Annotated in this window: 20 protein-coding genes and 1 pseudogene; 7 read left to right on the forward strand and 14 right to left on the reverse strand. The window is 71.9% G+C overall.

The window, feature by feature from the left end; genetic code table 11:
• Positions 1 to 167 precede the first annotated feature (167 nt).
• Positions 168 to 1,997, forward strand: a complete 1,830-nt coding sequence (locus F5972_RS23620; protein ID WP_150935930.1) for a family 43 glycosylhydrolase — start codon at positions 168 to 170, stop codon at positions 1,995 to 1,997.
• A gap of 294 nt (positions 1,998 to 2,291) precedes the next feature.
• Here F5972_RS23620 and F5972_RS23625 read toward each other — a convergent pair whose 3' ends face one another.
• On the reverse strand, positions 2,292 to 3,500 hold the full coding sequence (locus F5972_RS23625; RefSeq protein ID WP_150935932.1) for an FAD-dependent monooxygenase: 1,209 nt from the start codon (positions 3,498 to 3,500) through the stop codon (positions 2,292 to 2,294).
• Between the two features lie 83 nt (positions 3,501 to 3,583).
• Here F5972_RS23625 and F5972_RS23630 point away from each other — a divergent pair, with 83 nt between their 5' ends.
• On the forward strand, positions 3,584 to 4,165 hold the full coding sequence (locus tag F5972_RS23630; RefSeq protein WP_150935933.1) for a TetR/AcrR family transcriptional regulator: 582 nt from the start codon (positions 3,584 to 3,586) through the stop codon (positions 4,163 to 4,165).
• Positions 4,166 to 4,198: 33 nt separating this feature from the next.
• Here the strand turns inward: F5972_RS23630 and F5972_RS23635 are convergent, their stop codons facing one another.
• Positions 4,199 to 4,843, reverse strand: coding sequence for a TetR/AcrR family transcriptional regulator (locus F5972_RS23635; RefSeq protein ID WP_150935935.1), 645 nt, complete (start codon positions 4,841 to 4,843; stop codon positions 4,199 to 4,201).
• Between the two features lie 96 nt (positions 4,844 to 4,939).
• Here F5972_RS23635 and F5972_RS23640 point away from each other — a divergent pair, with 96 nt between their 5' ends.
• Positions 4,940 to 5,341 (forward strand): nuclear transport factor 2 family protein, encoded by a 402-nt coding sequence (locus F5972_RS23640; RefSeq protein ID WP_150935937.1) that lies wholly within the window; start codon positions 4,940 to 4,942, stop codon positions 5,339 to 5,341.
• A gap of 29 nt (positions 5,342 to 5,370) precedes the next feature.
• Here the strand turns inward: F5972_RS23640 and F5972_RS23645 are convergent, their stop codons facing one another.
• Entirely contained in the window at positions 5,371 to 6,018 is a 648-nt protein-coding gene (locus tag F5972_RS23645; RefSeq protein ID WP_225311771.1) for a GOLPH3/VPS74 family protein, read from the reverse strand.
• Between the two features lie 215 nt (positions 6,019 to 6,233).
• On the opposite strand from F5972_RS23645, the pseudogene F5972_RS38330 reads away from it, so the two are divergent.
• Positions 6,234 to 6,458: pseudogene (locus tag F5972_RS38330) on the forward strand (IS200/IS605 family transposase); the annotation flags it as partial.
• A 29-nt stretch (positions 6,459 to 6,487) separates the two neighbouring features.
• The gene (locus F5972_RS23655; RefSeq protein ID WP_191910285.1) at positions 6,488 to 7,375 is read left to right on the forward strand and encodes an RNA-guided endonuclease InsQ/TnpB family protein; all 888 of its coding nucleotides are present in this window, start codon (positions 6,488 to 6,490) and stop codon (positions 7,373 to 7,375) included.
• A gap of 50 nt (positions 7,376 to 7,425) precedes the next feature.
• On the opposite strand, the gene F5972_RS23660 is transcribed toward F5972_RS23655, so the two are convergent.
• The 9 genes from F5972_RS23660 to F5972_RS23695 form a co-directional block, all read right to left on the reverse strand.
• Positions 7,426 to 7,698: a hypothetical protein gene (locus tag F5972_RS23660; RefSeq protein ID WP_204285839.1), complete on the reverse strand. Its 273-nt coding sequence runs from the start codon at positions 7,696 to 7,698 to the stop codon at positions 7,426 to 7,428.
• Between the two features lie 2 nt (positions 7,699 to 7,700).
• Positions 7,701 to 8,627, reverse strand: coding sequence for an SPFH domain-containing protein (locus tag F5972_RS23665; RefSeq protein WP_150935941.1), 927 nt, complete (start codon positions 8,625 to 8,627; stop codon positions 7,701 to 7,703).
• 92 nt (positions 8,628 to 8,719) lie between these two features.
• A complete protein-coding gene (locus F5972_RS23670; RefSeq protein WP_150935943.1) occupies positions 8,720 to 9,709 on the reverse strand; it encodes an NAD(P)-dependent alcohol dehydrogenase in 990 nt (329 codons plus the stop codon).
• A complete protein-coding gene (locus tag F5972_RS23675; RefSeq protein WP_150935945.1) occupies positions 9,706 to 9,939 on the reverse strand; it encodes a helix-turn-helix transcriptional regulator in 234 nt (77 codons plus the stop codon). The genes F5972_RS23670 and F5972_RS23675 overlap by 4 nt, the downstream gene beginning before the upstream one ends.
• On the reverse strand, positions 9,933 to 10,361 hold the full coding sequence (locus F5972_RS23680; RefSeq protein WP_150935947.1) for a hypothetical protein: 429 nt from the start codon (positions 10,359 to 10,361) through the stop codon (positions 9,933 to 9,935). Before F5972_RS23680 ends, F5972_RS23675 begins: the two co-directional genes overlap by 7 nt.
• A gap of 93 nt (positions 10,362 to 10,454) precedes the next feature.
• Positions 10,455 to 11,669 (reverse strand): hypothetical protein, encoded by a 1,215-nt coding sequence (locus F5972_RS23685; RefSeq protein ID WP_150935949.1) that lies wholly within the window; start codon positions 11,667 to 11,669, stop codon positions 10,455 to 10,457.
• Between the two features lie 27 nt (positions 11,670 to 11,696).
• Positions 11,697 to 12,338 carry a DUF6879 family protein gene (locus F5972_RS23690; RefSeq protein WP_150935951.1) on the reverse strand — a complete coding sequence of 214 codons (642 nt, stop codon included), beginning with the start codon at positions 12,336 to 12,338 and terminating at the stop codon, positions 11,697 to 11,699.
• 101 nt (positions 12,339 to 12,439) lie between these two features.
• Positions 12,440 to 12,565 (reverse strand): hypothetical protein, encoded by a 126-nt coding sequence (locus F5972_RS38930; protein ID WP_263641856.1) that lies wholly within the window; start codon positions 12,563 to 12,565, stop codon positions 12,440 to 12,442.
• Between the two features lie 96 nt (positions 12,566 to 12,661).
• Positions 12,662 to 13,783, reverse strand: a complete 1,122-nt coding sequence (locus F5972_RS23695) for a HesA/MoeB/ThiF family protein (RefSeq protein WP_225311773.1) — start codon at positions 13,781 to 13,783, stop codon at positions 12,662 to 12,664.
• A 195-nt stretch (positions 13,784 to 13,978) separates the two neighbouring features.
• Between F5972_RS23695 and F5972_RS23700 the strand changes: the two genes are divergently transcribed.
• Together F5972_RS23700 and F5972_RS23705 are read left to right on the forward strand one after the other, a co-directional pair.
• Positions 13,979 to 14,995, forward strand: a complete 1,017-nt coding sequence (locus F5972_RS23700; protein ID WP_150935955.1) for a lytic transglycosylase domain-containing protein — start codon at positions 13,979 to 13,981, stop codon at positions 14,993 to 14,995.
• Between the two features lie 122 nt (positions 14,996 to 15,117).
• On the forward strand, positions 15,118 to 17,628 hold the full coding sequence (locus F5972_RS23705; protein ID WP_150935957.1) for a DUF6185 family protein: 2,511 nt from the start codon (positions 15,118 to 15,120) through the stop codon (positions 17,626 to 17,628).
• A 36-nt stretch (positions 17,629 to 17,664) separates the two neighbouring features.
• Here the strand turns inward: F5972_RS23705 and F5972_RS23710 are convergent, their stop codons facing one another.
• Together F5972_RS23710 and F5972_RS23715 are read right to left on the reverse strand one after the other, a co-directional pair.
• Entirely contained in the window at positions 17,665 to 19,503 is a 1,839-nt protein-coding gene (locus tag F5972_RS23710) for a glycoside hydrolase family 6 protein (protein WP_191910286.1), read from the reverse strand.
• Between the two features lie 250 nt (positions 19,504 to 19,753).
• On the reverse strand, positions 19,754 to 20,590 hold the full coding sequence (locus tag F5972_RS23715) for an SAM-dependent methyltransferase (protein ID WP_150936281.1): 837 nt from the start codon (positions 20,588 to 20,590) through the stop codon (positions 19,754 to 19,756).
• Positions 20,591 to 20,675 lie beyond the last annotated feature (85 nt).

The raw sequence follows: 20,675 nt of genomic DNA on the forward strand, positions 1-20,675 counted from the left end.
AGGGACCTTGACCATCCCGCCCGTATGGGATTGGCTCCGCGCCGTGGCGATGTCCACGGTCGCCGCGGCACGCGTTCATGGTTGTTAGCGCTAACAAATAGGTAGTACTTGGCGCCGCCGGACGTGTCGACGCGCGAGTCGCGTGGTTACTACCCCAGGAGGTGAGTATGGGATCGGCGTTCACGCTTCGGGCCCGGCTCAAGCGCGGTGTCGTCTGGATGGCGGGCCTGTTGTCGGTGATGGCGTTGTTGCCGGCCACCACGGCCAGGGCGGACAACCCCATCGTGCAGACGATCTACACCGCTGACCCGGCTCCGCTGGTCTACAACGGGCGGGTGTACCTCTACACCGGTCACGACGAGGACGGCTCGACCTACTTCACCATGAAGGACTGGCGGGTCTTCTCCACCACCGACATGGTGAACTGGACCGACCACGGCTCCCCGCTGAGCGTGGCCACCTTCAGCTGGGCGAAGTCGGACGCGTGGGCGGGCCAGGCCGTCTACCGCAATGGCAAGTTCTACTGGTACGTCCCCACGACCAACCGCTCGACCGGCCGGATGGCCATCGGCGTGGCCGTCTCCGACAGCCCCACAGGGCCCTTCAAGGACGCCATCGGGCGACCGCTGGTCGAGAACGGCGAGATCGACCCCACCGTCTACATCGACAGCGACGGCCAGGCCTACCTCTACTGGGGCAACCCGAATCTGTGGTACGTCAAGCTGAACAGCGACATGATCTCCTACTCGGGCAGCGCGACGAAGGTCAACCTGACCACGTCGGGGTTCGGCACCCGCACCGGTGACGCCAACCGGCCGACGCTGTTCGAGGAAGGGCCCTGGTTCTACAAGCGGGGCAGCCTGTACTACATGGTCTTCGCGGCCAAGTGCTGCTCGGAGTTCATCGCCTACTCGACGTCGTCCAGCCCGACCGGGCCGTGGACCTACCGCGGCACGATCATGTCGACGCAGGGCAGCAGCTTCACCAACCACCCGGGGATCATCGACTACAACGGCGGGTCGTACTTCTTCTACCACAACGGCGCGCTGCCGGGCGGTGGCGGTTACACCCGGTCGGTCGCGGTGGAGAAGTTCACCTACGGCTCCGACGGCTCGATCCCGACGATCAACATGACCACGACCGGGGCGCCGCAGATCGGCACGCTCAACCCGTACGTCCGGCAGGAGGCCGAGACGATCGCGTGGGAGTCGGGCGTGGAGACCGAGGCGTCCACCGAGGGCGGCATGAACGTCGGGTTCGTCGAGAACAACGACTACATCAAGGTCAAGGGCATCGCCTTCGGGTCCGGCGCGACGTCGTTCAGCGCCCGGGTGGCCTCGGCCACCTCCGGCGGGAAGATCGAGCTTCACCTCGACGGCGTCAACGGCACGCTGGTCGGGTCGTGCAACGTCCCCGGCACCGGCGGGTGGCAGACCTGGACCACCGTCTCCTGCTCGGTGAACGGCGCGACGGGCACCCACGACCTGTACTTCAAGTTCACCGGCGGCAGCGGCAACCTGTTCAACTTCAACTGGTGGCAGTTCAGCGGCGCGGGCCAGCCGTCGCCGTCGGCCACGCCCTCGCAGTCGCCCTCGCAGTCCCCGTCGCAGTCGCCCTCCCAGTCGCCCTCCCAGTCGCCCTCCCAGTCGCCCTCGCAGTCGCCGTCGGCCACGCCCACGCGGACGCCGACTCCGCCGGTCACCGGCGCCTGCAGCGCGACCTACCACACCACCAACACGTGGTCCGGCGGCTTCCAGGGCGAGGTCACCGTGACGGCCGGAAGCTCGGCGATCAGCGGCTGGACCGTGAAGTGGACCCTGGCGAGCGGCCAGACCATCAGCCAGGTCTGGAACGGCGCGCTGACCACCAGCGGCTCGACCGTCTCCGTGAGCAACGCCTCGTACAACGGCTCGCTCGCGCCGTCCGCGTCGACGACGTTCGGCTTCCTCGCCAACGGCACGGCGTCGACACCCACCCTCACCTGCACCGGCTCGTGAGGCCGGCGGCGCCCTGACGGCGCCGTCCACCAGGAGGCGGCGAACCCGACGGACCCGCGCGAGCACCGGCCTCGCGACGGCGGACGTGGGTTCGCCGCCATCCCCTGCCATCTCGCCGTCATTCCGTCACCGGTCCGGGGACGGCCCGGGGCAGGCTCGGTGCGCCCGGTTCCGCCGTGGGGGCGCAGCCGGGCGCACCGTCATTCCCGCCCGATTCAGGAGGCGCGGCCCGAGAGGCCCGGCCCCCGGAACGCCGGGCTCGGAACCGCCGCTCCATCGGCCCGGCCGTGCGGATCACGCGGACGGCACCCGGTAGTCGCGGATCGTGATCGCGGTCGCGGCCCGGCGGATCGGCCCGGTGACCCGCTCGATCATCCGGTCCTTCCCCGGCAGGTGCGGCATCAGCCGCAGCATCAGCATCTGGAAGCGGATCCGCGTCGCGGACCCCAGCACCATGCCCTTCATGTTGGCCGCGGCGAGTTTCTGGTTCTCCTCGGCGAAGTGCCGCATCTCGCGCTCGTACGCGGCGAACCCGGCGGCGTGGTCCCCGGCCGCGGCGGCGAGGCACCCCGCCAGCACGTACGCGCCGACCAGGGCCAGGCTGGTGCCCTGCCCGGAGGCGGGTGAGGGCCCGTAGGCGGCGTCGCCCACGAGGGCCACGCGGCCCGTCGACCAGTGGTCCATGCGCACCTGGCTGATCGAGTCGAAGTAGAAGTCGGGCGCGTCCCACATGGCGCCGAGGAGACGCGGGACGTCCCAGCCCTGGCCCGCGAAGACCTCGGCGAGCAGCTTCTTCTGCCGGGTGACGTCCCGCCCGTCGCCGGCCCCCGGCGGTGACGAGAACAGGAACATCGCCCTGGCGTCGGCGTCCCGCCGGGTTCCGTACATCCCGGCGCTCCGGCCCGGCGCGGGGTGCATCATCTCGGTGCGGTCCAGGCCGAGGTGGTTGGGCACCGTGAAGATCGAGATGTGGTGGCCGAGGTCGCGGACGAACCGGGACTCCTCGCCGAAAGCCAGCCCGCGGACGTTGGAGTGCAGGCCGTCGGCACCCGCTACCAGGTCGAACGTCCTCGGAGGGCCGCTCTCGAAGGTGACGCGCACCCCCTCGGGCGTCTGGTCGAGGGCGGCGATGGAGTCGCCGAAGACGTACTCGACGCCGTCTTCGGCCGCGGCGCGCAGGATCCGGACGAGGTCGCCGCGCATGATCTCGACGTCGTCGCCCTCGCGGCCGCCGAACGCCTCGGCGCTCATCGTCGCGACCTGCCTCCCCCGGGCGTCGACGAAGCGCGCGACGCGCATGTCCGTGCTGTGCCGGCGCACCTCGTCCAGCAGCCCCATGCGGCCGACGACGTCGAGTGCGGCGCCCCGAATGTCGATCTTGTAGCCGCCCTCCCGCACCTCGGGAGCGCGCTCGACGACGGTGGGGGTGAAGCCGTACTGCCGCAGCCAGTGGGCGAGCGTCAGACCGGCGACGCTTCCGCCGGAGATCAGGATGTTCGTCACACCTCGGACTGTACAAACGTCTCAAATGTTTGTCTAGTACAGATGTCTCAGACATCGGTATGTGGATCGGTTAAGATCTGCGTATGGGAAACCGGGAAGACCTGCTCGCCGGTGCGAGGCGGTGCCTGATGGAGAAGGGGTACTCCGGCACCACAGCGCGGGACATCGCGACCGCGGCCGGCACCAGCCTCGCCTCCATCGGCTACCACTTCAGGTCGACGAAGGCGCTGCTCAACGCGGCCCTCGTCGAGGCGATGGAGGAGTGGGGCCAGGAGATCGAGCGGACCCTGGCCGCCGGGCCGGCGCTCGGCGGGACGCCCGCGCAGCGGTTCGAGGCCACCTGGACCCGGATCATCGAGTCCTTCGCCAGGCTCAGGCCCCTGTGGGCCATCCAGTTCGAGCTCATCGCGCAGATGGATCGCCTGCCCGAGCTGCGGGAGGCCTTCGCGGCGGCCAACCGCCAGGCGAAGCTGGGACTCGCGGCGCTCTTCGAGAACCTCGACCCCGACGCGGACGCGCGGAAGGCGATGGCCGTCGGCGCGTTCTACCAGGCGCTGCTCGGCGGCATGGCGGCGCAGTGGCTCGTCGATCCCGACGAGGCGCCGTCGGCCGCCGACCTCGCCGAGGCGCTGCGCACGATCACCCCCGGCCTCGCCACCCAGTGACGCCGCCGGCAGGCGCCGGATCCGGAGTGCGCGTCAGGAGGAGCCGTCGTGCGGGGTCGCGTGGCGTCGTTCCGGTCCGTCCGCGTCGTTCTCGACACCGCGGCGGAGGAGAGCCGCCAGCCGGCGGGCGTGAGCGACGTCCGTCGCTGTGAGGGCGACGCCGCTGGCGAGCGCCAGCAGATCGGTCACCGTGAGATCCGGCCGTACGGCCCCGGCCTGCCGCGCTCCTGCGAGGAGCTCGGCCGCGGAGGAGCGGATCGACGTGTGCCACCGGTCGAACTGCTCGGTACGGCGGCCGGTCGGGCCTTCGGTGGCCGCGAAGGCGAGCGCCCGTTTCGTCGCGACATGGACGACGAACTCCTCCAGCCAGGCGAACAGCGCGTCGATCGGCCGCGCGGTCTCGGACAGCTCGGCCCCTCGCCGGCACAGCGCCGCCACCTCGTCGGCGTAGAGGGCGACGAGCAGATCGCCCCTTGTGGGGAAGTGCCGATACAGGGTCGCGTTCCCGACGCCGGCACGCCGTGCCACCTCGTCCAGAGCCACTCCGTCCAACACGACCTCGGAGTCGGACTCGGCGATGAGCTCGCGCGCGGCGGCGAGCAGGAGTGCCGCGTTGCGCGAAGCGTCCGCCCTGCGTGTACGGCCGTCGCCGGCGGATCGCCCGGTGTCCGATGCCATTCGCCGCCTCAGCTTCTTGCTACCCGGGGAAATCCACGCTTAGGGTAACAGTGCTAAACGGGGAACTCCCCGTTTGAATCCGCAGGGGAGGACACAGTGACTCTGTCCGCCGAGGACCGCGTCGCCGTAACAGACCTGATCAATCGGCATGGGCACCTGACAGACCACGGTGAGCTCGACAGATGGAGCGAGTTGTTCACTCCCGACGTCGTCTTCGACCTGACCGGCATGGGCGGCGGGGTGCTGACCGGGCTGGCCGCGCTGCGGGACGTCACGTCCGCGATGGCCGGGGAGCATCCGGTCGCTCACCACGTGACCAACATCGTTCTCGACGAGACGGCCGACGACCACGTGCGGGCGCTCTCGAAGGGCATCGGCGTCATGGCCGACGGCACCACGGGCAGTGTGACGTACGACGACACGATCGTGCGCGGGGGCGAGGGCTGGCGGATCAGCCGCCGCGCCATCCGGGCGAGAAGGGCGCCCCTGACGCCCTGACGCCCTGACGGCACCGGGATCCGGGCGGGTCAGCCGGCCCCGCCCATGGCGGCGGCGGACGCCGCGTGCAGTTGCTGGATGACCTTACGCAGGGCGGGCGCCGCCGGTCCGCCGCGTTCGCCCAGTTCGGCGATGCGCTGCTTGTACGCCTTCCGCCTGGCTCGCGGAAGCACCGTCCGGAGCTCTCCCGCGGCGGCCAGCACGACCAGGGCGGCCTCCCGTTCGCCGACCCGGGACACGGGACCGTTGAGCGCGGCGGAGACCTGCGCCGCGAGCCGCTTCACGACACGGGTGTCGCGCACGCGCACCCGGGTCCTGTTGAAGACCAGGAGGAACGGCCGGCGCAGCTCCACGCGGACCCAGCGCCGCGTCTCCAGCTCGTCCCGGACCGCCCGGACCGTCGCGCGGCCGTCCTTGTCGATCCAGTGCCGCCACGACCTGGGGCGGGACCCGGCGATCTGGCGCAGCAGGTCGTCCAGGACCGGATCGCCGAGCGGCTCCTCGCTCACCACCCGCACCTTGCCGCGCTCGTCGGCGATCCGGCCGTCGAGGAGCAGCTCGGTGAGCGCGGCGGCGCGGAGCAGGTACGGGGAGCGGTAGTTCGTCACCACCCGCTCCTTGCGGGCGTCGTAGCCGAGCAGGTAGAGCCGGGCCGGCAGGGAGCCGGGAACGTCCATCAGATTCTCCTGAGGGGGTCGTCGCCTTCAGGCGATGGGGGAATCGGGAGCGGGAGGGCCGGCAAGGCCCGGGGGTGCGGTGACCTGCCTGGTCTGCGTATCAGAGATCGTTCCCCGTTCGTCGGGTGTTGGATTTGCGGCGCTGTCATGCTGATCGTGTGACTCGGCAAGGGCACGCGTCCCCCGGTGCGGCGTATGACCTCGGGTACCACGTCGTGTGGTGCCCGAAGTACGCACGCTCGGTCCTCAGCGGGCGAGCCGGGGACCGCCGTGAGGAACTGATCTACGCCACAGCCGGCGAGCACGGCTGCCAGATCGCGGCGCTTGACGTGATGCCGGACCAGGGGCGTCTGTTCGTCACGCCCAACCCGAACAACTCGCCGTCGTACGTGGCCAGCAAGGTCACAAGCTTCACTGCCCACCACCCGCGCGGCGGGTTCCCGCGCCCGCGTTCCCCGTCGCCCATACCGTGGTCAAGGTCCTGCTTCGTGGCCAGGGTCGTGGCGATGCGGTGGAGTGGCCCAAAAACGGCGACGGCTGCCGCTGGGACTCCCAGCCCGAGCACCCCTCGGCTATGTTCGTGCGGCTTCAGGGCGTCGGACATGTCCGGGTGCACCAGCACCGTCCGGTCCGGGGCCGGGTCAAGACGATCGGCGTCAAGCGGGAGGGCGACCGCTGGTATGTGGTCCTGGCGTGTGACGACGTGCCCGCCGAGCCGCGTCCCGCCACGGGCGCGGTGGTCGGCCTCGACATGGGCGTTGCCTGTCTGGTCACCACGAGCGGCGGTGTGCACGTCGCCAACCCGCGCCACCTCGCCGCGACCGCCGATCGTCTCGCGGAAGCTCAGCGAGACCTCGCCCGCGGCAGACGCGGGTCCACACGCCGCCGCAAGAAGGCGGAACGAGTCGCCGCCCTGCACGGCAAGGTCCGCCGTCAGCGGATCGACTACGCGCACAAGGCCGCCCTGACGCTGGTCCGGGCGTATGACGTGATCGTGCACGAGGACCTGCGGATAGCGAACATGACCCGCTCGGCGTCCGGCACGATCGAGGCCCCGGGCCGGAACGCCGCGCAGAAGTCCGGCTTGAATCGCAGCATTCTGGACGCGGGCTGGGGGGTGTTCCTGACGGTCCTCGCGTACAAGGCTGAAAGCGCCGGTCGAGAGCTGATCGCGGTGAACCCCGCCGGCACCTCCCGCACCTGCGCCCGTTGCGGGCACTGCGCGAAGGACAACCGCCTCACCCAGGCCGAGTTCGTCTGTACGGCCTGCGGACATGCGGCGCACGCCGACGTGAACGCGACGACCAACATCTTGAGGGCAGGGCTTGCCCTTCGCCGGGCTGCGGAAGCGGCTTAGCGAGAAGCCGCTCCCTTCACGGAGCGGAGGAGTCACGCGGTCGCCTTCTCTCAGTCGTCTCCGGGCGGAGCTCCGCCTCCGGGCTCCTCGGACTCAGGGGAAGCCGCGGAGCCGTCGGGCGGAGCAGAGGTTCTGGGGGGCCGGCCGCGCCGGGGGATGCGGGCGGCGTCGCGGGGGAGCCGCCCCGCGTCCGCGAGCGCCCGGCGGAGCAGGAACTCGATCTGTGCGTTGGTGCTGCGTAGCTCGTCACCGGCCCACCGGGCCAGCGCGTCGTGCACGGCGGGGTCCAGCCGCAGCAGGATGCTCTTCCGGTCGGTCGCCACGGTCAGCGGTAGAGGGAGCCGGTGTTGACCACGGGTTGCACGTCCCGGTCGCCGCACAGGACGACGAGCAGGTTGCTGACCATGGTGGCCTTGCGCTCCTCGTCCAGCTCGATCACGTCGTGCTCGTCGAGGCGGGCCAGGGCGGCCTCGACCATGCCGACCGCGCCCTCCACGATCCGCTGACGCGCCGCGACGACCGCTCCGGCCTGCTGGCGGCGCAGCATGGCCTGCGCGATCTCCGGGGCGTACGCCAGGCGGGTGATGCGCGACTCGATCACGCTGACCCCCGCCGACGCCACCCGGGCCTGGATCTCGGCCGACAGGCGGCCGGTGATCTCGTCGGCGTTCTGGCGCAGGGAGAGCACGTCGTCGTGCCCGTCGTACGGGTAGCTGCCCGCGATGTGGCGGACCGCGGTCTCGGTCTGGAAGGCGACGAACTCCACGAAGTCGTCCACCTCGAACACGGCCTTCGCGGTGTCCTCGACCTGCCAGACCACCACCGCGGCCATCTCGATCGGGTTGCCGTCGGCGTCGTTCACCTTGCTGACGTCGGTCTCGTGGTTGCGGATCCGGGTCGACACCCGGCGCTTCTGCGTGAAGGGGACCACGAAGCGGAGCCCGGGCGTACGGACCGTGCCCACGTAGCGGCCGAGAAGCTGGATCACTCGCGCCTCGCCGGGGGCGACCGCGGTGAGCCCGGTGAGGGCGACGACGGCCGCCAGGAGGAGCAGCACGCCGGCGACGGCCAGCACGACTCCCGGCCCGGTGCTGCCGCCGGCCGCGATGCTGATTCCGGCCGGGACCAGGACGAAGGGGCTCAGCAGGCCCACCAGGGCCAGGATCAGCAGCGGCCAACCCGCGGTCTCCCGGGCCGCCCGCTCGTTCGTCTGGGGGGCCGGCATGTCGACGGCGATCTGCAGGTCTGTCATGTGCACGCTCCTCGATGTCTAGCACGACACTAGCAAAGTGATATCACTTTTGCCCAGGGGCGCCCATCGCCGCTTTCGCGTACCTCTTCAGCTCACGCCGTTCCGCTCGCGGTGACGACGACCTTGCCGCCGGGGTGTCCACCCATGAGGTGGCGGATCGCGTCGGGCGCGTCGGCGAGGGGATAGACACGGTCGATCGCCGGGGTGACCGCGCCGGACTCGACGAGCCGGGTCAGTTCCTCCAGGTGCTCGGACCGCTCCCGGCTCATCACCGGACGCAGCCGCTGACCGACGAACATCGACAGCAGCGGCGCCCGGAACGTGCGCCCCATGCCACCGGTGAAGCGGTACGCCGTGTGCCCGCCGCCGACGATCACCAGCGTGCCGCGCGGGGTCAGGGCGCGGCGCAGCAGGGACAGCGGCCGGTTGCCCGCGGTGTCGACGACGACGTCGTAACGCGGCCCGTCCCGGTCGATCTCCTCTCGGGCGTAGTCGACGACGTCGTCCGCGCCGAGCGACCGCACGAGTCCGGCCTTCGCCGCCGAGCACACGCCGGTGACGCCGGCGCCGTACGCCTTGGCGATCTGCACGGCGAACGACCCCACGCCCCCCGCCGCGCCGATGACCAGCACCCGCTGCCCCGGCCGGACGCGGGCGACGTCGCGGACGGCCTGCAGCGCCGTCATGCCGGAGACCGGCACCGCGGCGGCCTGCTCGAACGTGAGGCCGGTCGGCTTCGGCGCGAGCCTGCTCTGCCGCGCCCCCGCGAACTCGGCGTACGAGCCGCTCTCGCAGGTGCCGTACACCTCCTGGCCCGGCCGGAACCGGGTCACGCGGGCGCCGACGGCCGCCACCACCCCGGCCACGTCACGGCCCCGGACCGGGACCTTCGGCCGGCGCACCCCGAAGCCCGCGAGGCGCATGAGGTACGGCCGGCCGGTCATGAGGACCCACACGCCGGGGTCCACCGCGGCGGCGCGGACCTCGACGAGCACCTCCTCGTCCCCGATGGACGGCCGGTCGACGTCACGCGGTTCGAGCACGTCGGCCGGGCCGTACGCGTCCTGGACGATGGCTTTCATGGCGTCTCCTCCGGGGATTCGGGGTACTGGAACACGTCGTCGAGCGGAACGCCGAACACGCGGGCGATCCGGAAGGCCATCTCCAGGGACGGCGAGTATCGGCCCTGTTCGATGGCGATGAGGGTCTGCCGGGTCACGCCGATGCGCTCGGCGAGCTCGGCCTGGGTCATCTCGTCGTGGGTGAACCGCAGCGTGCGGATGCGGTTGGTCACGCGGGTCGGCTTCACCATTCCGGAAGGCTCCTGCGATAGGCGACGACCTTGGCGATCCCGGCGAGGACCGCCGACAGCACGAAGCAGAGGTAGACCACGTTGGCGATCCAGAACCGGTCCCACCCGGCCATCGCCATGAGCATCGCGGCCACCGCGCCGATGACGACGAACGCCTGGCCGACGTGGTCGCCGAACCGCCCGATCTCCCGGTCGCGCGCGTCCTGCACGCGGGAGGCGCGGGGGTTCACGATCGCCATTCCGATCTCGGCCGCGATCGTGGCGGCGATGGCCCCGCCGATTGTCCACAGCAAGGCCGCGGTGTACGGCACGTCCGGTAACGGGCCTCCGTCCGCCCGTCTGAGGACGACGACGACGTATGCCGCGTAGGCGAGCACGGAGACGACCAGCCTGATCCAGGCGCGCTTCTCCAGGTGGGTCATGAGCGGCTCCTCTCGATGTACAACATCTTTGACATTTCCAAGGTAGCCAATCTTTGACCTCATGTACAGAATTTTTTACACGACTTCGGATGGCTACGGCCGCGGGCGGGTGAGGAGGCGGGAAAGCGTGCCGCGCAGGCGGGCGCCGTGCCTGCGCCACCACGCCCGTGCCCAGGCCACCTGGAACGCGAGCGCGGCCAGCAGCACCGTCGCGGCGTCGAGGACGGAGAGGAGCCCGGCGGGGGTGACGAGCGCGCGCACGGCCCGGCAGAGCAGGACGAGCGTCGCGGGCAGTGTGACCGCGAACGCCGCCCCGAGGCAGACCGCGGTGCCCACGACCATCAGCACGGCGTACGCCCGGAGGCTGCGGCGCTCCCGCCGGGGCAGGCCGGCGAGCGGGTCGGGCGAGGGACGGCCCAGTAGTCGGAGCGCCAGATGCCGCGCGTACGCGGTGGCGTCGCCGTACATGTTCCGGCAGCCGGTCAGGTCCTGCAGCAGGAAGTAGACGTCGGTGCGCATGAACACCAGGAACTGGGTGGTCAGCATCGACGCCGAGGTCAGCGTGACGAGGGACAGCACGGTGTGCCGGCCCAGGACGGCGGCCAGGATGACCGCGGCCGAGCAGGCCGCGGCGTCCACGGCCATCCCGGCGAGGTAGACCGTCAGGCGGACGCGCCGGCCGGCCAGCCAGATCCCGGACACCTCTGTCTGGACGGCCAGGAACTGCAACCGGGTGCCCAGGCGGATCCGGCCCGGCACCCCGGCCGCCCTGGCGGTCGACAGATGCGCCATCTCGTGCAGGAAGATCAGCGTCCAGCCGACGGCGATCTCCGAGAGCAGGACGAGCGTGCCGTGCTCGGACCACAGCAGGTCGTGCCAGCCCGGCAGCGTCTCGCGCCTGATCACCGCTGTCACGGCTCCGGCGGCGACCAGGCCGGCGACCGCCGTGTGGACCAGCGGGTGCAGCGTCCACCGCACGTGCCGGGCGCGCAGCCGGGGGAACGTCGGCGGCTCGGGCGGGGTGGCCGGCCCGCCCGGCTCCTCCAGGAAACCGAGTTCGCCGAGGGCGCGGACGAAGTCGCGGACGTCGAGGTCGGCGCCCGTCTCGCCGCGCAGCCGCCGTTCGGTCTCCTCGACGGTCGCGCCCTCCATCAGCAGCCTGATGGCCCGCATCCCCTCGTACGGCACGGCGGCGAACTCCTGCCCGTCCGGGCGGCCGACGATCCACTGGGACCCGTCCCGCCGGAACGCGAGGTCACGCAGCCGGACCCGGGTCCCGTCCGCCGCCCGCCCGGCGTCCTGGCTCATCGCGGCCTCCAGGCGTGCGACCGGGGGTCAGGGGCGGAAGGTGCCGCGCGGCCGGGAGGAGACGGCGGGAGGCGGCAGCGGGAGGACCTCCCGCTCGACGTACGACCGCACGTCCTCCCCCCGCTCGTAGAGCGTTCCGATCACGGCGCGACAGGGGCCGGCGAGGCCCGGGTCGGTGATCCGCCGGGCGCCGACGTGCTCGCCGATCTCGTCGTACAGCACCTCGTAGAGCAGCGACGGGCCGACCACGACGATCTCGGGGAGCGGCGCGGTGCGCTCGAACTCCCGTACGGCGCCGGCGGGGAGCACCCGCGGACGCTCCCCGGCCGCCGCCCGGACGGCCAGGACGTGCAGTTCCCACTGGAGATAGGGGGTGAGCGGGGTCTCCACGACGCGGAGCCTGCGGGTCTCCGGGTGGGTCCGGTAGTAGCCGGTGAGAGGCTCCCGCATCTCCGCGATCAGGGCGAGGGAACGTTCCCAGTCGCCGGCCATCATCGCCCGCCAGCTGGGGACGTCGGGCTCGTGGAACTCCTGGGCGCGTTCGAGCTTCCACACCACACCGGGGGCCTGGTCGAACTCCTCGGCGAACTCGGCCTGGTAGGCGTCGGCGGGCAGCACCCGCGCCTCGGCCTGCCGTACGTCGTCAAAGACGGTGCGGGTGGACTCCACCCTTCCCTCCTTCGGGCCGTCCGTCGGGGTGCGGGAGCGACCGCCCGCGGCGTGTGGGCGCTCCCGCTGCGCGCCCGCACGCCACGGTGCCGGGACCTGCGTCAGTTGCCGACGCTGTTGCTGGCGTTCGTCGTCTCGATCTTGTCGAGCAGCCGGATTGTGATCTTCGTCTTGACCGGTGCGGCCGCCTCGTCCGCGGTCTCGAGCTCCGACTCGTTGGGGTTCATCCGGTTCCTCTCTTGGGTGAGGGGTCTCGCGAGAACGCGTTCAGCATTCGCCGCCGCCGCCACGCAGTCAAGGATTCTGTCAATTCCTTCTGGTAATCACTGTTTCGGTCGGGCCGGGGAAATGCGCTCCGTCGAATCGAAACGGGCGCGTGCCCGAGTCCCGCAGACCGGGCAGCCGGGACGGGGCGGATGGCTGACCCACACGTGGTGGTCCCCGGCGATCAGGTTGACTCCCCGGATGACGCCGACCGGCGGCGCGGACACCCCGGTCAGCAGCCCGATCAGCGCGTGGGCGACGAACTGGCCGGACAGACCCGCCGATGTGGCGATCACCCCCGGCCCGCCGAGGTCGACCGGCGTACCCGGGCGGCGCCGCGCCTCCTCGCCGTCGCACAGGCACTCGTAGCAGGTGCCGGCCCCCGGCGTGAAGCAGCCCACGGTGACCAGCGGGCCGCTGTATCCGCCACCCACCCACGGGATCCGGGCCGCGGCGCAGGCGCGGTTGGCCCACACCCTGATGCCGTGCCCGTCCGGCCGGTCCGCGCAGAGGGCGAGCGCGTCGTAGCCCGCGATCAGCGTGTCGAGTTCGCGGCGGCTGCCGATGCGCCGCCGGTCGCCGGTGACAGTGATGTCGGAGTTGACGCCACGCAGCCGCGCGACGGCCGCCTCCGACTTCGGCCGTCCCACGTCGGCCTCGCCGTACAGCACCTGGCGGTTGAGGTTCGACAGCTCGACCAGGTCGGGGTCCACGCAGTGGATCTCACCGACGCCCGCGGCGGCGAGGGCCCACGCCGCGTGGCTGCCCGTGCCGCCCAGCCCCAGCACCACCACCCGCGCGCTCTTGAGCCGGAGCTGGACCTCCCAGCTGTGCGGGCCCGGCCCGACCACCCGGAAGAACGCCTGGTTCCTGCTGTACCGGTCGAGCTCCCGCTCGCTCAGCGCGGCGGGCGGCACGGCGGCGGCGTCCTCCACGTATCGGGTCTCGACGAGCTGCTCGACGACCGACTCGGCGTCCGGCAGCTCCGGATGGGCCGAGCGGAGCCGGTCGGCGATGTCCTCGCGGGAGCGGGTGCCGTCCATCAGGCACAGGGCGGTCCAGACCCAACCGCGGGGGTCCTCGATTTCGGCGGCGATCCCGTGAATCTCGCCGCCGATGCGAATGGTGCCGTCCTCGTACCGGTGGGGCCGGTGCTCGAATTTCACCCGGGGCAGGCGCACGAGTCGAGCATTACTGCCCGGTCACTTATCCGGTCAACACCCGAATCGGCGCAATCGGGATATGGGGTGCGGCCGGAAAGGGTTACGGCCAGCTCTTTCTCTCCCGTCGCCGCCGCCTGCCGGGGGACGGCGGCGCGCGGCGTCCGGCGTCGAAGAGGACAGGAAAGGGCGCCGCCGGGCATACGTTGGAAGACGATGAACGATCAGCGTGCCCGTACCAGTCGTGTCCCGTTCCTCCCCGCGTCGCGGCGTCCGCGCGTGCTCGCCGGCCTGCTCGCCGCCGGGCTCGCCGGACTGGTCTCGCTGTCCGGCTGCGCCGGCGCGCGGGGTGAGGGATCGCCGGCGGTCTCCGGCGGGGCCGAGGCTCCGGCCGCCTCCGCGACGCCGCCGGAGCGGCCTTCCGGAGACCCGTCCGCACCGGTGAAGCCGGACCAGTCGCCGTCGGCGGAGCCGCCCGCGCCCGATGCGAAGATCCCCAAGGACCCCGCCGCGCTGGCCGCGGCGCTGACCCGGACGACCGCGCTGCTGCGGGACGCCGTCGACGACTGGAGGCGCGAGGGAGACCCCGCCAAGGGACAGGCCCCCGAGCCCGTGGTCCTGCTCTCCCTGTACGAGCAGCGCCTCTTCCGTCATCTGGCCCGCAACCCCGGCGTCGCGTCCCGCACCTACGGCAGGCTGCCGAAGGACCAGGCCGCGCGGGCGCGCGACAACGTGACGGCCATCCGCGACCTGCTGTCCCTCGCCCACCCCGTGAGCGGGCCGGTGAAGTTCCGCATCGAGCCGCCGGAACCGGCGGACGTCCTGCTCGAGGGCTTCCGCCGGGCCGGGCGCCGGTTCGGGATCGACTGGCAGGTGCTGGCCGCGGTCATGCTGGTGGAGACGAAGTTCGGCCGGGTCCGGTCGCCGAGCTACGTGGGCGCCAAGGGGCCGATGCAGTTCATGCCCGGCACCTGGAAGGCGTACGGGATGGGCGGCGACATCGAGGACACCACGGACGCCCTGCTCGCCGCGGCGAACTACCTGCACGCGTCCGGGGCGCCGGGCGACTACCGGCGGGCGCTGTACGCCTACAACCACTCCCAGGCGTACGTCGACGCCGTCCTGCTGCACGCCCGCCAGATGAAGCGGGACATCAGGAACTACTACGCCTACTACACCTGGCAGGTGTACGTGATCACGACGAAGGGCGAGCGGCGCCTGAGCGGCCCCTGACCGCGGGGCCGGGATCCACCTTTGGCCTTGACTCGATGTAACCAATGCCGCCTTCCGAGCGACTGATCCTTTGGGGCCCGATCGCGGCAGGGAGGCCGGCTGTGCGGTGGATGACGGCTGTCATGGGGACGACGCGCGTCGCGGTGGCGCTCGGAGCCGCCGCCCTGACCTCGGTGCTCCTCGCGGCGACGGCCCTCGGCCCGCGCCCGGCGCTCGCCGCCGCCGCACCGTGCGCGTCGGGCGCTCCGGCGTCCGCCTGGATCGAGACGTCCGTGACCGTCGAGGAACGCGGCCACGACACCGCCGTGCTGAGGAGCACCACGTGGGTCGGCGTGCCCCGTGACTGGGCGGGGGCCGCCGCCCTGCTCGGCGCGACCACCACGGACGGCTGCCTGCTTCCGGAAGGCGGCTCGTCGAGCGCCACGATGTCGCCGGACGGCGCCGAGGTCGTGGTCCGGCACACGGAGGAGACTCCTGTGCAGTTGTACGGTGCGGAGTGGATCGGGGAGCCCGCCGGGCTGTGGTCGAGTCGCACGTCCGGCCGGACCTGCTACGTCGCGCTGCTGCCCGCACCGGCCGATCTGCCGCCCGGGCTGGCCAAGGCCAGGTGGCGGGCCGTGGCCGTGCGGGCGCCGGACTCCGGGGTGCGCGGAGTGCAGCCCCTGCCGTCGGAGGTGCGGCCCGACCACACGTACGTGTGGCGGGACGCCGCCGCCCCGCCGCGCGTCGAGGTGGCCCTCCGGATGTCCGCGCGGTCCGAGTTCCAGCGCTGGGCCGGCTCGCGGGGGGCGGACGTGCTCACGGTCGTGACCTACCTGGGTTTCGCGCTGCCGTACCTGCTGCCGGCCGTCCTGCTCGTGCTGCTTCGCCGGCGCTCGGCCGACCCGGGCGAGCGCGCGCTCGCCGGGATCATGCTCGGCGCGCTGGCGTTGATCACCGCGGTGGAGACGATCACGGCCGTCCTCGTCCTCAGCGGGACTGCGTTCGCGGCCCACCTCCTCGGCCTGACGGACGTGGGGGCGATCGTCATCCTGGCGGCGCCGCTCTGCGCGGCCGCGTGGCGGTCGGCACGTCGGCGAATCCGGCGCCCCGGCCCTGTGTCCACCGGCCCTGTGTCGCCTGATGCGGGGCCCACCGGCTCAGGGCTCGACACGCTGAGCGCTCCGGCGTTCGGCGGCGTGGTGCTCGCGGGAGTGGCGCTCGTCGCCGTCAGCGGCTTCGGACCCCTGGCCGTGCGGCACGCCGACGAACAGCCGGATCTGATCCTGCCGGCGTCGGCGGTCGCGACGGCGTTGCTACTCACCGGTGCGGCGTGGGTGATCGCGGTGCGGGCGGCCCGTGTGCCGGACAGGAGGACGCCCCGGGCCGTCCGCACGCTGCTGCAATGGAGCGTCCCGGGGCTCGCGCTGCTCACCTTGGGGTTCGTGGCCCACGCGGCCGCCACCGGCCTGCTGGGGTTCTGGGGAAATCTGCCGCGCGTCGTCGGGTCGCCATTCTTCCTGCTGGAAAACCTCGCGTACCTGATGTGGCCGCTGGTGGTGCTCCTGCTTCTGCTGCTGCTGCGCCTGTACGGGCGGCGCACGGACACCGTCGGGCCGCTCACCGCGTGGCTCGTCGTCTTCCTGTTCGTCGTGGGCACGATCAGGTGGCCCAGCACGTACGCGGGGATGCCCGTCCCGCTCGCCGCGCTCACCGGCCTGACGGTGCTGCCCCTGCTGCTGCGGCTGACGCGACGGGCCGAGCCCCCGGACCCGGGCGTGTCGCGGCGGCGGCTCGCCGTGATCGTCGAGGAGCACCGAACCCTGGAGGCCCGGGAGAAGGGCCTGCGCCGGCGCTGGGCCGCGGGCGACATGGACGACGCCGCCTACCACAGGGAGAACGAGCCGGTCGTGGACCGCATCGGGCGGTTACGCGGGGAGATCGGCCTCGATCCCCGCAGGGAGGACGGCCTGACCCCGCTCGACCTCGCGCTGTCGCGCGGCCCGGGGGGCTCGTGGTGGGCCAACGCGCGGCTCGCCTCGCGGTACGCGTCCTACGTGGGCGCGCCCGCCGCCGTCTTCCTCATCTGGGCCACCTGGAGCGCAGACAGCACGGGCCACGACGGCTGGCTCGACCGGCTCCGCGAGCCCAACGGGTTCTACGGGCTGGCCGGCGACCTGATCGGAGGTCTGCTGATCTGGCCGGTCGCCGGGTTCGTGCTGGGCGCGCTGTGGCGTCGGCTGCCCGGCAGGCGCGGATACCTCAAGGGGGTCGTGCCGGTGCTCGCGTACGGCGCGGCCACGGGGGCGCACGCGATGCTGAACAACCTCATCGGCCAGGCTCCCGTGCGCGGCTCTCTGGTCCGGGTCCTGCTGCTCTTCCTGGTCCTGACCGTGGTCGCCGTCCTCATGGACGCGCGCACGCTGCAGACCCGTCCGGGCGGCCTCGCGTCGCGGCTCACCCCCGTGGCCGTCGTCTACCGGCTCGGTACGGCGGGCAGCGGGATCGCGCTCATCGTCGCCCAGGCGGCGGCGATCCTCGGCCTGTGGACCCAGCTCAGGCACGGCATCGACATCACCTCCCAGGTCGACACCTCGACGCAGGCGCCGCCGAGCACCGACGCCCAGCTGTTCCAGAGCCGGCCGGGCGGATAACCGCCCGGCCTTCGCGGCGGGGGCGCCGGAGCGTGCTCAGAGCGCGGGGTAGGCGTTGTTCACCAGCATCACGAACTGCTCGTGGTGCCAGTCGCCGTAGAGCGGCGCGTTGGGAAGGGCGTTGGTCGGCCGTATCGTGTCCGACCAGGGCGTGAGGTTGCCCTTGGGGTCGCACACGCGGTCGACCAGCCGGTCCGAGCCCTCGGGCAGAATCGGCCCGCCCGCTCCGTCCGACTCGCCGGGCCGCTTGATCCACAGGTAGGCGTCGACCCCGGGAACCGGCGCCGCGACCGGCCGCGCGCCCAGCCCCGCGCCGTTCTGGTTGCAGGTGGCGAGCCGCGACGGGCGCCGGTCGACGCGGCTCTGGTCCACGTACGTGTTGAGGTCGAGCGAGGTGCTCACGGCCGTGGGCCTGCCCGGCCCGCCCCAGCCGTCGCGGGAGGTGTCGATCACCACGCCGAGCGAGCTCGGCAGGCCCTTGGCGACGAGGGCGGCGCGTATCGCGAGGGCGTAGTCCCGCTCGTCGAAGTGCGGGTTCCAGTCGTAGAACCTGCTCATGATGAGCTGCTGGCCGGCCACGGTGTGGGTGGGGTCGGGCAGGAACGGTTCCGTGAGGGGGACGTAGTCGGCGACGTTCGTGGCGATGCCGTCGAGGCTGTGCATCCCCGCCGCCGTGCCGCGCACGGTCTCGGTGATGAGGGTCGTCAGCTGCGTGAAGTTGGTGTCCCAGCCCGCGAGCGACGCGTTGGCGGCGTCCAGGTACGTGTAGACGTTGGGCAGGGGCGAGAGCCTGTTGAGGGCGTACTGGATGCCCGTCAGGTACACGCCCGACTGCTGCGCCTGCTGGCACGGGAAGATCCCCGCGCTCACGCCCACGATGAGGTCGATCAGCGCTTTCGGTTCGACGACGGTCGCGACGCGGAGGTTCCGGTACTCGGGCCTGGCCAGGACGGCGGCGATGGCGTCGACGTACTCGGTCCTGTAGCGGTTCAGGCCGCCCTGCGCCTCGTGCAGTTCGGCGCTGGAGACCAGCGACCGGCAGTCGCGGTCGGGCAGGTCGTGCAGCACGAGCGTGACGTAGCCGGCGTTCTGCCGTACGGCCTCGTCGAGGTGGTCCTTGAGGGTTCTCGTCACGCCGGGGCCCCCGGTGACGTCGGCGATGCGGTCGAGCCACACCGCGGTGGACGTCGTCTTCAGGCCGCGCATCTTGGCCGCGGTCGCGTCGTCCACCTTCGCGGCCGAGGACTCCACGTCGGCCGCCCAGTCCGGGTCGACGTACCCGGTGGCGCCGGTGAACGGGTTGTCCACCGGCACGTCCGGGCTCGGGCTGACGCTCGGGCTCGGCGAGGGGCTGGGCGAGGGGCTCGGTGACGGGCTGGGCGAGGGGCTCCGGCTGGGGCCGGCGGACGGGCTGGCGGATGCGCTCGGCGACGGGCTCGGAACAAGGGTCACCTGGCACGGCACCCCGTTCACGGCGAAGTCAGTGGGCGGCGGGTTGCTTCCGGTCCAGGCCCCGTTGAAGCCGAGGTGGACGGATCCGCCGGAGGGCAGCGTGCCGTTCCAGGCCTCGTTCTCCGCGACGACGTGCTCGGCGAGTTGCGTCCACCTGGCCGACCAGCCCTGCGTGAGCCGCTGGGAGCCGGGGAACGAGAACGTCAGCCTCCAGCCGTTCAGCGACTCGCCGGTGCTCGTGACGGTGACGCCGGCCGTGAAGCCGCCCGAGTTCGTGCCCCATTGGGTGGTCGCGTAGGTCACTTCGCAGCCGACCGCGGCGTCGGCGGAGGTCGTGCCGAGGACGAGCCCCGCCCCGCCCAGGGCCGTGGCGGTGACGGCCGTCAGGAGGCCGCGAAGAAACCGGTTGTCGCCGAATGCCATGGGCCGTCCTTCTCCGGGTGAGGTGACCGGGCCTGTCCGGCGGCCGCTCCGCATCCCGGAGGGGCGCCGACGATCTCCAGAGTCCGTGATGGCCCGGGTCGTGTACACCGGTCCGCGTGAGGGGAAACGTCCCTTTCCGCAATGGGCGGACGAGAACGTGAGGAGACCTCGGAGAATCCGTACGAGGCCGCTGCCTGCCCCTGCCGGACGCGGTGAAATATTCAGCGGCCGGCGCCCGTGGGCCCGGCCGTCAGGGCTTGCGGCCGACGCCGCAGAACGAGGCCACCGCGCGGGGACCGCTTTCCACGTCAGCGACGTCGGGCCGCCAGCGGGAGGTGGTGACCACGCCGGGGTCGACGAGCTCCAGGCCGTCGAAGAAGCCGGCGATCGCCTCGGGGGTGCGCAGGTGGTAGGAACTCGCGGAGTTGGCGTTGTAGACCTCGATGGCCCGCACGAGCGCCTCGCTGGTGTCGGTGCCGTCGCTCACCGCCAGATAGCTGCCGGACGGCAGGGCGTCGAGCAGGCGGGCCGCGACCGCTCCCGGGTTCTCCTCGTCGCGAAGCTGGCCCAGGATCCCGAGCATCATCAGCGCGACGGGCCGGTCGAAGTCGAGCGTGTTCCGGGCGGTGGCCAGGATCGTGTCCGTGTCGCGCACGTCGGCCTCGATGTAGGCGGTCCTGCCCTCCGGCGTGCTGGTGAGCAGCACCCGCGCGTGCACCAGGACGAGCGGGTCGTTGTCGACGTAGACGATCCGGCTATCCGGGGCGACGCGCTGGGCGACCTGGTGGGTGTTGTCGGCGGTCGGCAGACCGGTGCCGATGTCGAGGAACTGGCGTACGCCGGCCTCGGCGGTCAGGTAGCGCACCGCGCGGACGAGGAAACCGCGCTGCTGCCGGGCGATCCGGGCGATGTCGGGGAACATCCGGAGGATCATGTCGCCGTCCTCGCGGTCCACGGCGTAGTGGTCCTTGCCACCCAGGAGGTAGTTCCAGACGCGGGCCGAGTGTGAGGCGGAGGAGTCGATCGCGGGGGATCCTGGTCCGTCGGTCACCGTGGTTCTCCGGTCTGCCGTGCCGATCGAGATCATCAGTCTCGCGCCGGTGGTCGAGATGCGCAATATGTGACGTCTGTGACGATTGATACTTCTGGGATTAGGCGCGATCACCCGGGGC

This window comes from Microbispora cellulosiformans (assembly GCF_008728085.1).
Taxonomy (GTDB): domain Bacteria; phylum Actinomycetota; class Actinomycetes; order Streptosporangiales; family Streptosporangiaceae; genus Microbispora; species Microbispora amethystogenes.